General features: G+C 31.3%; 13 protein-coding genes. 2 read left to right on the top strand and 11 right to left on the bottom strand.

Features of this window, described 5'->3' with window-relative positions; all coding sequences use genetic code 11:
- Window positions 1-14 precede the first annotated feature (14 nt).
- Window positions 15-827, top strand: coding sequence for a DNA/RNA non-specific endonuclease (locus WA327_RS00535; RefSeq protein WP_336065240.1), 813 nt, complete (start codon window positions 15-17; stop codon window positions 825-827).
- On the opposite strand, the gene WA327_RS00530 is transcribed toward WA327_RS00535, so the two are convergent.
- From WA327_RS00530 to gcvP, 4 genes are all read right to left on the bottom strand, one after another.
- Window positions 824-1,672, bottom strand: coding sequence for a glycosyltransferase family 2 protein (locus WA327_RS00530; RefSeq protein WP_336065238.1), 849 nt, complete (start codon window positions 1,670-1,672; stop codon window positions 824-826). The two genes, WA327_RS00535 and WA327_RS00530, sit on opposite strands and share 4 nt — an antisense overlap.
- 7 nt (window positions 1,673-1,679) lie before the next feature.
- Entirely contained in the window at window positions 1,680-2,207 is a 528-nt protein-coding gene (locus WA327_RS00525) for a methyltransferase (RefSeq protein ID WP_336065235.1), read from the bottom strand.
- Window positions 2,208-2,230: 23 nt separating this feature from the next.
- Complete coding sequence (locus tag WA327_RS00520; protein ID WP_336065233.1) at window positions 2,231-3,289, bottom strand: ketoacyl-ACP synthase III; 1,059 nt, start codon at window positions 3,287-3,289, stop codon at window positions 2,231-2,233.
- 100 nt (window positions 3,290-3,389) lie between these two features.
- Window positions 3,390-6,239 carry an aminomethyl-transferring glycine dehydrogenase gene (gcvP, locus tag WA327_RS00515; protein WP_336065231.1) on the bottom strand — a complete coding sequence of 950 codons (2,850 nt, stop codon included), beginning with the start codon at window positions 6,237-6,239 and terminating at the stop codon, window positions 3,390-3,392.
- Window positions 6,240-6,413: 174 nt separating this feature from the next.
- On the opposite strand from gcvP, the gene WA327_RS00510 reads away from it, so the two are divergent.
- On the top strand, window positions 6,414-7,241 hold the full coding sequence (locus WA327_RS00510) for a hypothetical protein (RefSeq protein WP_336065228.1): 828 nt from the start codon (window positions 6,414-6,416) through the stop codon (window positions 7,239-7,241).
- Here WA327_RS00510 and WA327_RS00505 read toward each other — a convergent pair.
- The 7 genes from WA327_RS00505 to WA327_RS00475 form a co-directional block, all read right to left on the bottom strand.
- Window positions 7,221-7,475, bottom strand: a complete 255-nt coding sequence (locus tag WA327_RS00505) for a hypothetical protein (protein WP_336065225.1) — start codon at window positions 7,473-7,475, stop codon at window positions 7,221-7,223. The genes WA327_RS00510 and WA327_RS00505 overlap by 21 nt on opposite strands.
- 2 nt (window positions 7,476-7,477) lie before the next feature.
- On the bottom strand, window positions 7,478-8,029 hold the full coding sequence (locus WA327_RS00500) for a sigma-70 family RNA polymerase sigma factor (protein WP_336065222.1): 552 nt from the start codon (window positions 8,027-8,029) through the stop codon (window positions 7,478-7,480).
- A gap of 84 nt (window positions 8,030-8,113) precedes the next feature.
- Window positions 8,114-9,010 (bottom strand): TIGR01777 family oxidoreductase, encoded by an 897-nt coding sequence (locus WA327_RS00495; protein WP_336065221.1) that lies wholly within the window; start codon window positions 9,008-9,010, stop codon window positions 8,114-8,116.
- A gap of 2 nt (window positions 9,011-9,012) precedes the next feature.
- Window positions 9,013-9,411: a hypothetical protein gene (locus WA327_RS00490; RefSeq protein ID WP_336065219.1), complete on the bottom strand. Its 399-nt coding sequence runs from the start codon at window positions 9,409-9,411 to the stop codon at window positions 9,013-9,015.
- Between the two features lie 3 nt (window positions 9,412-9,414).
- A complete protein-coding gene (locus WA327_RS00485; protein ID WP_336065217.1) occupies window positions 9,415-9,834 on the bottom strand; it encodes a hypothetical protein in 420 nt (139 codons plus the stop codon).
- A gap of 335 nt (window positions 9,835-10,169) precedes the next feature.
- Window positions 10,170-10,673: a MarR family transcriptional regulator gene (locus tag WA327_RS00480; protein WP_336065216.1), complete on the bottom strand. Its 504-nt coding sequence runs from the start codon at window positions 10,671-10,673 to the stop codon at window positions 10,170-10,172.
- Between the two features lie 127 nt (window positions 10,674-10,800).
- On the bottom strand, window positions 10,801-12,831 hold the full coding sequence (locus tag WA327_RS00475) for a M3 family metallopeptidase (RefSeq protein WP_336065215.1): 2,031 nt from the start codon (window positions 12,829-12,831) through the stop codon (window positions 10,801-10,803).
- Between the last annotated feature and the right edge of the window lie 347 nt (window positions 12,832-13,178).

The following is a 13,178-nucleotide window of genomic DNA, read 5'->3' as shown; positions in this document are numbered from 1 at the left end:
GAAAATTATAATTTATGACTAATAAAACCAAAGTTTCATTACTAACAGCAGTAGTTTTAATAGCTTTATACTCATATAATTTCTATTTTGAACATCAGGAAAAGGAAGCCAAAGTAGAAGCTGGAAAAGAAATCAAAACCAACACAAATGAATACTTCTTACCAACCAGTACAACAGGTCAATTAATTCATCATAATGGTTACAGTTTAAGTTATAGTGAACCACATGAACAAGCCGAATGGGTTGCTTATGAGCTTAAAAAATCTCATTTAAGCTACACCGATTTTGAGCGTCCGTACTTTGAAATAGATAAAGCGGTAAAAACAGGTGCTGCGCATTGGCGTAATTATAAGCAATCGGGTTATGATCGCGGTCATTTATGTCCTGCGGGAGATAGAAGATACAGTAAAGAAGCGCATGATGAAACTTTTTTAACTAGTAATATTTCACCACAAAATCACGATTTTAATGCTGGTATCTGGAATCGTTTAGAGCAAAAAATACGCTATTGGGCAAAAAAATATAATGGTGTCTTTGTAGTGACTGGCGGAGTTTTGAAAGGAAATCTTAAAACTATTGGAGAAGAAGACGTTGCAGTGCCAAACCAGTTTTATAAAATTATTTTAGATAATAATAACGGAAAAACAAAAGTTATAGCTTTTTTATTGCCTCATCAAGAATCCAATCAGCCATTATATAAGTTCGTGACTTCAGTTGATCATGTTGAAGCATTAACAGGTATAGATTTTTTTCCAGAATTAGATGATGAGGTAGAAAATAAAATAGAAGCTTTAAGTGATTATAAAATTTGGAGCTTAAAAGATTAAAAAAGTTTTTCTTTAATGCCTTTCCAGCGTAAATTTCTAATAAATTTTCCTTGTTCTTGGCTTACTAACTGTTCAGGTTTGTTTAAGAATGCTTTGATATAGCCAATTATAAAATTATAAAAATATGTAAAGCTTTTCTTTTTTAAACCCATTTTAAAAGCTGTCAATAATGTAAGTAAGAATCCATACCGCATCTTGTACATAGCTTCTCCCTGAAGGTGTTTTGCAGACTTATTATAGCTAATGCCTGTAGGTTTTAAATGTTTAACATGTAAGCTTTTGTCTAATAAAATCTTATAGTTGTAAAACTTAGCTAAAAGTTCATCGGTAGTATCCCAACCCATTGATTTTTTTAGTTTACCAATAGCTTGAAAACATGATTTAGTGTAAGCTTTTAAAGCACCTCTAATATGATCATCTCTTGTTAAATTTTCTAAAATCCATTGGTTGTTTTTTTCGATATAACAATATCCTGCAACCATTCCTATAGTTTCATCTTTTTTAAAATGAAAAGCTAATTGTTCTAAATAATTAAGAGGAAAAATTAGGTCGGCATCAAACTTACAAATCACATCAAAATCTTTATTTGCAATCTCATAACCTTTGTAAAAAGCATTGATAATTTTTGTGCCAGGCAAATGTAGATTTGATGAGGTGTTATTTACCAGTTTTATAAAGTTATATTGTTGCTGAAAACCTTCAACAATCTCTTTGGTTTTATCTGTAGAATTATCATTTACCACAATAATTTCCTGCGGAAGTAAGGATTGCTTAACTAAAGAATCTAATGTTAATCCAATAGAATCTTCTTCGTTATGAGCTGGTATGATAATGCAGAATTTCATGTTTAAATTATTTTGAAATTCGTTCTGCATAAACAATATAATATCTTAGTGTAAACCATCTTAAAATTGGTCTAACACCTAATTTTTTGGTTGGATTTGTCCATTTTTGGCGGTCAATAATTTTCCAACCTGTTTTTTCAAGAAGCCAGTCTAATTGCCAATCTTCAAACTCATGATAATGTCTATCCCACATATCAGTTTTACTTCGGTATGCAGCAGAAAACCATAAGCGTAGCGGTACGCTAATGACTAGTTTGTTTGCTTTTATACTTTTTAAAACGGTAAAAGGTGACAATAAATGTTCAAAAATTTCAAAAGCTGTGACTACTGTAGCATCTGAATTTTCTATAGTGGAAGTATCTAAATCTAAGTCTTCACCTTTAGTGTTTTCAACAGAAAATCCGTTAGCCTTTAGTATTTTGGTAAACGGATTTTCTACACCTAAATCCAAAATGGTTTCGGATTTAGAAATATGTTTTTCTAAAAATTGAAAAGTAAGCTTATATCTTTTATGCGGAAATGTGTTTTCGTACATCGGTTATTTTCCGCGAAAGCGGATTAATATTTATAAACAATAGCGTTTATGTGCATTCCTGCACCAACGCTAGCAAATATAATAACATCTCCTTTTTCTATATGCTGATTTTCTAATTTATTATTTCTAATTAAGTCAAAAAGTGTTGGTACGGTTGCAACCGAGCTGTTTCCTAGTTTGTGAATGCTCATTGGCATTACACCTTCTGGAACAGGTGTTTTATAGAGTCTATAGAAGCGTTTTATGATGGCTTCGTCCATTTTTTCGTTAGCTTGATGAATCAGTACTTTTTTAACGTCTTTAATGTCAACACCGCTTTCGTCTAAGCATTCTTTCATTGCTAAAGGCACGTTGTTTAAAGCAAATTCATAAATCTTACGACCGTGCATTTTTATATATCTTGTGTCTTTGTCTAATTCTGGATTGTTAGAATTTCCGAAGAATAAATAGTAAGCTTCATCAAAAGTAAAACTTGCAGTGTTGTGTGCTAAAATACCTCCTTCTTCATCTGTAGCTTCAATAATTGTTGCGCCAGCGCCATCACTGTAAATCATGCTATCGCGGTCGTGTTTGTCTACCACTCTAGATAATGTTTCGGCACCAATAACTAAACATTTTTTTGCCATTCCTGCTTTTATAAACGCTTGCGCTTGGATGGTACCTTCAACCCAACCAGGACAACCAAATAAAATGTCATAAGCGACACATTTTGGATTTTTTATACGTAAACTATGTTTAACTCTAGTAGCAAGACAAGGAAGAATATCACTTTGGATAGCGTCTTTTTTTACGTCTCCAAAGTTATGGGCAACAATAATGTAATCTAATTCTTCTCGGTCAATATTGGCGTCTTCAATAGCTTTTTCGGCAGCTAAATAACCCAAGTCTGATGCGGTTAATTTATCATCTGCATAACGACGTTCAACAATACCAGTAATGTCTTTAAATTTTTCTACAATTATTTCGTTTGGTGAATTAATTTCAGAACCGTCTACATTTAAAAACTCATGTTGATGAAAGTCTTCGTTCTTTTCAATATTTTCTGGAATAAAACTACCAGAACCAGTGATTTTTATATTCATAAAAAAAGATTGCCTTTAATTTTTACTAATATACAAATATACGAGTAACTTAATTAAAGGCAGTCTTATTACTTTTTTAGTTTACGATGTTCAAAAACATCTATGCTTCCATATATTCTTCTATTGGTGCACAAGTACAAATTAAATTACGGTCTCCATAAGCATCATTTACACGACGCACAGAAGGCCAAAATTTGTTTTCTTTTACATATTCTAATGGATATGCTGCTTTCTCACGAGAATAAGGAAGTAACCATTCGTCATTAGTTAGCATATCTAAAGTATGTGGTGCATTTTTTAATGGATTGTTTTCGTCTTCTTTAGTTACAGCATCAATTTCTTTTCTAATAGAAATCATAGCATCACAAAAACGATCCATTTCAGCTTTACTTTCACTTTCTGTTGGCTCAATCATCATTGTTCCTGCAACTGGGAATGATACAGTAGGCGAGTGGAAGCCATAATCCATTAAACGTTTAGCAATGTCTGTTACTTCAATTCCGTTAGCTTTAAATGGTCTGCAGTCTATAATCATTTCGTGAGCTGCGCGACCTCTTTCACCAGAATATAACGTTTCAAAAGCACCTTGTAAACGGTGTTTAATATAGTTAGCGTTTAAGATTGCTATTTCTGTTGAAGCTCTTAATCCTTCAGCGCCTAACATTTTTATATATCCGTAAGAAATTAAGCAAACTAAAGCGCTACCAAAAGGAGCTGCAGAAATTGCTGTAATAGCATTATCTCCACCAGTTTTTATTACTGGGTTACCAGGTAAAAACAGAGCTAATTGTTTGGCAACACAAATTGGTCCAACACCAGGTCCGCCACCACCATGAGGAATAGCAAATGTTTTATGTAAGTTTAAGTGACAGACATCTGCGCCAATATTTCCAGGATTTGTTAATCCTACTTGGGCATTCATGTTTGCTCCATCCATGTACACTTGTCCGCCATTATCATGGATGATTTTTGTAATGTCTTTAATTGCTGACTCGTATACACCGTGAGTTGATGGGTAAGTTACCATTAAAGCAGAAAGGTTTTCTGCGTGTAATTCGGCTTTTTCGCGTAAATCTTCTACATCAATATTTCCGTTATCGTCTGCTTTTGTTACTACCACTTTCATACCTGCCATTACAGCACTTGCAGGGTTTGTTCCGTGAGCAGAACTAGGAATTAAACAGATGTTACGGTGATGATCGCCACGAGATTCATGATATGCTTTAATCACCATTAATCCAGCGTATTCACCTTGTGCACCAGAGTTAGGTTGTAAAGATGTTGCTGCAAAACCAGTGATTTCTGTTAATTGATCTTCTAATGCTTTTAATACTTTTTGGTAACCTTCAGTTTGATTTACTGGAGCAAATGGGTGAATGCTTCCCCAATTTGTTTGACTTAAAGGCAACATTTCTGAAGCTGCATTTAATTTCATTGTACAAGATCCTAAAGAAATCATAGAATGGTTTAATGCTAAATCTTTGCGCTCTAATTTTTTGATGTAACGCATTAATTCGGTTTCAGAATGGTAGCTGTTAAATACGTCAAGCGTTAAAAAGTCGCTTGTTCTATTTAAGTCAGTATCTATATTGTTTGTGTCAGCTAATTCAGTTATTTCTATTGCTTTTTTGTTTTCCGCTTCAGCGAAAATCTTAACAATTTCATTTAAATCTGAAATAGAAGTTGTTTCGTTTATAGAGATTAAAACCGTGTTGGCATCTTCGTAAAAGAAGTTAACTTCATTAGTTTCTGCAACTTCTTTTACTTTAGTGGTGTTGGCTTTAACTTGTAATGTGTCAAAATACGACGTGTTGACTTGCTCTAATCCCATTTTTGAAAGGGTAGAAGCCAACGTTGACGCACTATTATGTACTTTGTTAGCTATAAATTTTAAGCCTTTTGGTCCGTGATACACTGCATACATACCAGCCATAACAGCCAATAAAACTTGAGCTGTACAGATGTTAGATGTTGCTTTATCACGCTTTATGTGTTGTTCTCTTGTTTGAAGCGCCATACGTAACGCACGGTTATCACTAGCATCTTTGGTAACACCAATAATACGACCAGGAATATCACGCTTGTAAGCTTCTTTTGTTGCAAAATAAGCTGCGTGTGGACCGCCATAACCCATTGGTATACCAAAACGTTGGGTTGTACCAACAACAACATCAGCTCCAAATTGTCCTGGAGCTTCAAGCTTGATTAAGCTTAAAATATCTGCTGCTACTGCAACTTTTATATTGTTTTCATTTGCTTTAGCAATGAATGTTTTAATGTCTGTAATTTGTCCGTTTTTACCTGGATATTGAACAATAGCACCAAAGTATTCTGAAGAAAAATCAAATGTACTTTCGTCTCCAATAACTAAATCAATCCCAATAGGAAGTGCACGAGTTTTTAAAACTGAGATAGTTTGAGGTAAAACTGCATCTGAAACAAAAAACTTATTTACATTTTCTTTTTTTTGAGCTCTTTCTCTAACAGCAAATAAAAGACTCATAGCTTCTGCAGCAGCAGTACTTTCGTCAAGAAGTGATGCGTTTGCAAGTTCCATACCGGTAAGATCGGTAATCATGGTTTGGAAATTTAATAAAGCCTCTAAACGACCTTGAGCAATCTCTGCTTGGTAAGGTGTGTAAGCAGTGTACCAACCTGGATTTTCTAAAATATTACGCTGAATAACCGCAGGTAAAATTGTTGGATGATACCCTAAACCAATATAAGTTTTATAAGTTTTATTTAGTTTAGATAAGTTGTTAATGTGTGTAGAATACTCGTATTCCGTCATAGCGTCGTCTAAATCTAAATCTTTTTCAAGACGAATGTTAGAAGGAATAGTTTCGTAAATTAATTGTTCAATACTTTCTGCACCAACAGTTTGTAACATTTCTTTAATGTCATTTTCTCTAGGTCCAATGTGGCGCAAAGCAAAAGCGTTTGTATTCATTAGTGTTGTGTTGTTAAGCTCTCATTTTCATGAGAATGACAAATTATTTTAGCGTTAAAAAACGCGTTTTTATGCGATTGCAAAATTAATGAAATCTTAGAGCATTTTTTAGTTAAAATTTGAAAGTTTTTAACCATTTAAGTGCTTTATTAACAGATTGATTATTTTTGTTTAATGAAGATAGCCAAACAGCTTTTAGGTTTTTATATAAATAGCAGTATACACGTTGCTTTATCTGTGTATGCTTTAAGTTGGATTACACTTCTAATTTTTGATTTACCTTATGATGAAAATATCCTGTATTTTAATTTTTATGCTACAATTACAGGTTACAATTTTGTGAAATATTTTGGAATTGCTAAATGGCACCATCGTAGTTTGGCAAGATGGCTAAAAGTGATTCAAGTATTTTCTTTTTTTAGTTTTATGTTAATGGTTTTTTATGCTTTTAAGTTAGAAGCTAAAGTGCTATTTATTCTAGCTGGATTAGGTGTAGTTACTTTTTTATATGCTATCCCTTTTTTACCTAAACGAATGTATTTAGACGAGCAACAAAACTTAAGACAAATTAGCGGATTAAAAGTGCATATTATAGCAGCAGTTTGGGCGTTTACAACGGTTGTTTTGCCAATACTAAACAATTATCATGAATTAACAACTAAAGTCTGGATTACTGTATTACAAAATTTTGTTTTTGTATTGGCTTTAATGATTCCTTTTGAAATAAGAGATCTTAAATTTGATAGTATAAAACTGGCTACAATTCCGCAGCAAATTGGTGTAAAAAAGACCAAAATACTTGGTGTTTTGTTGCTTTTAATTTTTTTAGGGTTGAATTTTTTTAAAGAAGAAATCATAACTCACTTTCTTTACAAAGAAGTAATTATGACTTTTATTTTAATGTTATTTGTTTTGTTTTCTTCTAAAAAGCGAAATAAATATTATACATCTTTTTGGGTAGAGGCATTGCCTATTTTTTGGCTAATGTTGATGCTTTTGTAGTTCTTTTTCAAAAGCTTTTTTAAGTTGTTCTTTTTCTTCAGAAGATAAAAATTGAAGTGAAATATTTTTTAATAGGGAAGTTAATTTTTTATTGGTAGCTGAGTGTTTTCTGCAAGCAGAACAATAAAATAAATGAATATTTAGCTTTATTTTTTCGGTAATCGAAGCTTCTTCATATTGATGTTTATCACAAACATGACCTGCTTCTTCGCATTTAATAAAAAATAATCCCATGATTAAAACCAATTTTTTTCAAGGCAACTTGCAAGAGCAACTCTAGCTCTGTGAACAATTACCCATAGGTTAGACGCTGTAATATTTAATTCCTTACTAATGGTTTCGGTTTCTTGGTTTAAGATGGTTTTCTTTTTAAAAACTTCGGCTTGTTTTTTAGGAAGTTTAGATAAGCAATTTTGAATTGCTTCGGCTAACTCTTCGTTTTCAATCGTATCTTCAGCAGTTTTATTAAAAGGGTCTGCAATACGTTCTTCTAACCAATCCCCTTCAGAATCAGAATCGTTGTAAGTCATTCTAACTTCGGCTTTACCTTTATTAGAATTAATTTTACGGTAATAATCAATAATTTTTCGCTTTAAAATTGAAATAAGCCAAGTACGTTCGGCTGCTTCACCTTTAAAGTTTTTCATAGCGTTTAACCCAGCCAAAAAAGTTTCGGACACTAAATCTTGAGCAATAACACGGTCGTTTACACGCGTTATTGTGTAATTAAACAGGTAGTCACTGTAAAGATCTATCCAATTATTTGGATTTAAAGTGTGTTTTGGCATTAGTTGGTTTTTTCTTTTTCTTTTTTCAAAAATAACTAAAAAACTGTGGGTTTTGGCTTATTTAACACTATGATAAGAGTTTACTTAATGCAAAATATCTTTCAAAGCATTTTCTATGTTAGTGTATTTAAATAGGAAACCATTATTTAAAAGTTTTTCTGGGAATACATTTCTACTTTTTGTTACTAGTTCTGGTTCTGTGCCTATTAAAAAAGCTCCAGCTTTTATTAACCATTTTGGTTGTGGTATTCCAAAAGGAATATTTAATGCTTTTCTCAAAGATTTCATTAAAGTTTTATTGTCTGTTGGTTTTGGTACGCATAAATTAAAAACGCCTTGTTTATTATTATCAATTAAAAATTGAATGGCATTTGCAAAGTCCTCTTCATGTATCCAACTCACCTTTTGTTTTCCTGAAGCCTGTTTTCCTCCTAAAAATAACTTTATGATTTTTTTTAATGGAATAATTGCACCACCTTTTTTACCTAAAACAATTGATGTACGAAGTATGATTTTTTTGGTTTTAGGAGTGTTGATTTCATTGAAAGCAAGTTCCCATGATTTTGCAATGTTCATTGAAAAATCATCTCCAATTATTCCGTTATCTTCGGTGTTGATTCTCTCAAAACTATTATCATAAATTGTAGCAGTAGATGAATTTATCCAAAATTTTGGCGGATTCTCACATTTATTTATAGCTAATCCTAAAACTTTAGTTGATTCAATTCTAGAATCATAAATATCCTTTTTATTTTTTTTAGTGTATCTACAGTCTACAGATTTTCCGGCTAAATTGATTATAGCGTCTGTGTTTTCTAGATGATTAGACCATTTGTCAATTTCTTTTCCGTTCCAATAAATATCATTTTTATGTTTTGGATTTCTAGTTAAAATATACACTTCATATTTTTCTTTTTTAAAGTGGTTTTTTAAGATTTCTCCTAAAAAACCACTTCCTCCTGCAATAATTATTTTTTTCATAATTAACTATTTATTTGTGGGTTGTAAACCGTTTTAGTAATTGTTCTCGATTTTTTTCTTCCTCTAAAAAATAAAAATAAATTAAAGAATAGCATGACGCCTAAATAGATGGTAAATCCGCCTAATTTTTTACTTAAAATTTCTATTAGCGTTTGTGAGCTCATAGGATCACTTCCGTAGTAAAAAATCTTCATTGTAAAAAGAGCAAAACCAATATTGATGAGGTAAAAACCTATCTCAAATAGTTTGTTGGTAGCTAAAGCAATATCCTCTTTTCCTTTAAAAATATCTATCATAAAAAGCTTTCCGTTTTTAAAAAGCATTTTAGAAACAAATATGGTTAGAGCAATAACAATTGGTAAGTAAATAAAGTAACCGATAATGATTTTTGAATGTTCCATAATTTATTGTTTTAAAAATTTATGTTTATGTGTTAATTGAAGCCAAAAAATATTGTTGTAATGTAATACTGCAAGAATCAGTATGATTTTTCCTAAAGTAAAGGTTAGGCTGTTTATTACCTCGACTACATTATGTATGGTTTCCCAGTAAGAAATGGTAATTATTGCATAGCCTATGTTAGTTAGATAATATCCTATAAGTAATAGATTGTTGATAGATTTAACTAACGATTTATCTTCAAATAAGGTAAATAAAAACAACTCTCCATTTTTATAGCATAACCATCCAATTCTTACTGTTATAAATACAATTATTGGTAGGTAAATGGTGTATGTGATGATGTTTAAGTTCATGTCTTTTGGATTAGGTAGTTTATATAAATATGATATAGCCCTATACTCATTGGAATAATCACTAAACATACATTTAGGAAGTTTTTTTCATTGTTTAATAATGAAGAAAAAATTGGTAGAGAAATAAAATATAAAATTGTAGTAGTCCAATAGTAGCCTAAATTGTTAGATATACTAGTAGGAGTTTTAATTGTTAAAAAGTATACACCTAAAATTAATTGAAATATGCCTAAGTAAAATTGATAGTATAGACCGCTAAGAATATTGTTTTCATAAAACGGTATAATTAATACGATGAGATAGAATACTAGATTTATTAGAAATAGAATTTTATTAAATTTGTTTTTCATAATTTTATTATTTTGAAACTTTCAGAAAATATTGAAAGTATTGTTTAAATTTTTTTATTTAATTAATTTTAATAAAGACTTAGTAATCCAGTTTTGTTTTTGGTCTACAAGTTTGTTCATTAAAACGTCTAAATTATCAGTAAGTTCTTTTAAGGCTTTTGTTTGTTTAATTAATTCTTTAGTTTTTTCTGTGCCATCATCTTTTATAGAAGAGACATCGCTTAATACTTTAATAACTGGTTTTATTTCTCTTCGGCTACGTTCTTTAGCTACAATTCTAGCTAATTCTTCAACGTCTTTTTCAGTAGTGAAAAAGTCTTTTCTTTCACCAGGAATAAGTTCTTTGGTTACAATTCCCCAATCCATTAATTGTCTTAAATTCATGCTTGTATTACCTCTAGAAATCTGAAGTTCTTCCATGATTTCTTCCATAGATAAAGGTTTTGTCGAAATAAAAAGCAATGCTTGTATTTGAGCCATCGCTTTGTTAATGCCCCAAAGTGTACCTAAACTTCCCCAAGTACTTATAAATTTATCTTTTGCTTCTTGATATTCCATGACACAAATATATAAATAATTTTCAAACTTTCAATAATCTTTGAAAGTTTAATTAAAAAATGTCATTCTGAAGAAGTAGAATAACTAATGTTTTAATTAATCACTACCTTCAGAATGACATAAAATATTACTTAATCAATCCAGCACGTTTTAATAAAGCTTCTGGTTTTGGGTCTTGACCTCTAAAGCGTTTATATAAAATTAGTGGATTTTCAGTACCGCCTTTTGTAAGTACATTGTCTTTAAATTTTAAAGCAATATCACGATTAAAAATGCCGTTTTGTTTAAAATAATCAAATGCATCTGCATCTAAAACTTCTGCCCATTTATAACTATAATACCCAGAAGAATAGCCGCCTTGAAAAATATGAGAAAATGCTGTACTCATGCAATTTTCTGCCACATCAGGATATAATTGCGTGTCTTTAAAAGCTTCGTTTTCGTGTGCTTTTACATCTGTGACTTCTGTTGGGTCAATACCATGCCAATGCATATCTAATAAGCCAAAACTAATTTGACGTAAGGTTTGCATACCTTCATTAAAAGTTGCACTTTCTTTAATTTTTTCTACTAAATCCATTGGGATAAGTTCTCCGGTTTCATAATGTGTTGCAAATAACTCTAACGCTTCTTTTTCGTAACACCAATTTTCTAAAACTTGACTTGGTAATTCTACAAAATCCCAATACACGCTTGTACCAGATAGGCTAGGGTAAGTAGTATTTGCTAGCATACCGTGTAATGCATGACCAAACTCATGAAACAGCGTGGTTACCTCATTAAATGTTAATAAAGATGGTTTGCTTTTGGTAGGTTTTGTAAAGTTACAAACGATAGAAACATGTGGTCTTTCATTAATACCGTTTTGTACAAATTGAGGTTTGTAAGACGTCATCCAAGCTCCGTTGCGTTTTCCTGAACGCGGGAAAAAGTCGGCATAAAATATCGAAACTAAGTCACTATTTTCATCTAAAACTTCGTAAGTCAAAACATCTGGATGATACTTGTCAATAGTATCAATTTCTTTAAAAGTTAATCCAAATAATTTGTTGGCTACTTTAAAAGCACCATCAATAACGTTTTCTAATTGGAAGTATGGTTTTAGTTTTTCGTCATCTAAATTGAAAAGCTTTTGTTTAAGTTTTTCGCTATAATAAGCTCCATCCCATTTTTCAAGGTGATCAATATCATCTAATTCTTTTGCGAAATTTTGAAGGTTGGCAAACTCGCGTTCCGCAGCAGGTTTTGCTTTGTCTAATAAATCATTTAAAAAGCTTTCTACTTTTGCTGGTGTTTCTGCCATGCGTTCTTCTAAAACAAAATGTGCATGTGTTTTATAGCCTAATAAATTGGCACGTTGGTGTCTTAGTTTAGCAATTTCTAAAACATTATTTTGATTGTCTAATTTATTGTTATTAAACCCTTTACTTCCAAAAGCAATCGACAGTTTTTTGCGTAATGCTCTGTTTTTTGCATAGGTCATAAAAGGAATGTAGCTTGGGTAGTCTAAAGTGATTAACCAGCCATCTTTACCTTTACTTTCGGCTAATTGTTGTGCGGCTTCAATAGCGCCTTCTGGTAAACCTTCTAGGTCGGTTTGGTTGGTGATATGCATTTCAAAAGCATTAGTTTCTGCTAATACATTTTCGCCAAATTTTAATTTAAGAGACGCTAATTTTTTATCAATTGCTCTTAATTGTTCTTTTTTCTCTTCAGAAAGGTTTGCACCATTTCTTGCAAAGCTTTTATATTTTTTATCTAATAAGGTTTTTTGTTCTTCGGTTAGATCAAGTTGCTCTTTTTGATTATAAACTTCCTTTATACGCGCAAAGAGTTTTTCGTTTAAAGTAATATCGTTACTAAACTCTGATAAAAGTGGAGAAATGTCTTGAGCTATTTTTTGAATTTCTTCATTAGTCTCTGCCGAATTTAAGTTGAAAAATACACTTGTAGCTCTATCTAATTGTTGTCCAGCATATTCTAAAGCTTCAATAGTATTACTAAAAGTAGGAATTTTCTCTGAATTAGCAATTGTTTCAATTTCTGCTTTCGTTTCTTTAATCAAAGTCTCTATTGCAGGTTTAAAGTGTTTGTTTTCAATTGATTGAAATGGTGCTGAGTTGTATTTTGTATCAAATTTATTGAGAAGTATATTCATACCGAAAACGTTTAAGTTTAAAATTTATATAAAAAATAATTGTTTTTTTTTCAGAAATAGTTATTTGTATTATTTTTGTCTCGATTTTTTCCCGTGAGCTGGTTACTCACATAAAAATTATTGATTAATAGCGATAAAAAGCCTCAAATTAAGTTTTGAGGCTTTTTTTCTACATTAAATTCAGTAAATCAGCTTTTTAACGATAAAAATTGTCTTTTATCTAAAAAACTAAATTTCTTTACCTCAATTCTTTCTTTCGTCATAAAACTCAGAATTTTGCGTCAGTTTTTTTGATGTGAGTATAACTCATATAGAAAGATTAATAGCGATGTAAAGCCTTGACCAAA

Origin of the sequence: Mesoflavibacter sp. CH_XMU1404-2 (assembly GCF_037029465.1) — a bacterium.
Taxonomy (GTDB): Bacteria; Bacteroidota; Bacteroidia; order Flavobacteriales; family Flavobacteriaceae; genus Mesoflavibacter.
This window is presented reverse-complemented; position numbering and strand designations above follow the sequence as displayed.

Excerpts from the sequence above, each read along its gene's own strand:
- WA327_RS00495 (WP_336065221.1), bottom strand. The coding sequence starts at position 9,010 with ATGAAAAAAATAATTATTGCAGGAGGAAGTGGTTTTTTAGGAGAAATC.
- gcvP (WP_336065231.1), bottom strand. The coding sequence starts at position 6,239 with ATGAATACAAACGCTTTTGCTTTGCGCCACATTGGACCTAGAGAAAAT.
- WA327_RS00505 (WP_336065225.1), bottom strand. The coding sequence starts at position 7,475 with ATGGGATTATTTTTTATTAAATGCGAAGAAGCAGGTCATGTTTGTGAT.
- WA327_RS00520 (WP_336065233.1), bottom strand. The coding sequence starts at position 3,289 with ATGAATATAAAAATCACTGGTTCTGGTAGTTTTATTCCAGAAAATATT.
- WA327_RS00530 (WP_336065238.1), bottom strand. The coding sequence starts at position 1,672 with ATGAAATTCTGCATTATCATACCAGCTCATAACGAAGAAGATTCTATT.
- WA327_RS00485 (WP_336065217.1), bottom strand. The coding sequence starts at position 9,834 with ATGTTTAGTGATTATTCCAATGAGTATAGGGCTATATCATATTTATAT.
- WA327_RS00510 (WP_336065228.1), top strand. The coding sequence starts at position 6,414 with ATGAAGATAGCCAAACAGCTTTTAGGTTTTTATATAAATAGCAGTATA.
- WA327_RS00480 (WP_336065216.1), bottom strand. The coding sequence starts at position 10,673 with ATGGAATATCAAGAAGCAAAAGATAAATTTATAAGTACTTGGGGAAGT.
- WA327_RS00525 (WP_336065235.1), bottom strand. The coding sequence starts at position 2,207 with ATGTACGAAAACACATTTCCGCATAAAAGATATAAGCTTACTTTTCAA.
- WA327_RS00475 (WP_336065215.1), bottom strand. The coding sequence starts at position 12,831 with ATGAATATACTTCTCAATAAATTTGATACAAAATACAACTCAGCACCA.
- WA327_RS00500 (WP_336065222.1), bottom strand. The coding sequence starts at position 8,029 with ATGCCAAAACACACTTTAAATCCAAATAATTGGATAGATCTTTACAGT.
- WA327_RS00535 (WP_336065240.1), top strand. The coding sequence starts at position 15 with ATGACTAATAAAACCAAAGTTTCATTACTAACAGCAGTAGTTTTAATA.
- WA327_RS00490 (WP_336065219.1), bottom strand. The coding sequence starts at position 9,411 with ATGGAACATTCAAAAATCATTATCGGTTACTTTATTTACTTACCAATT.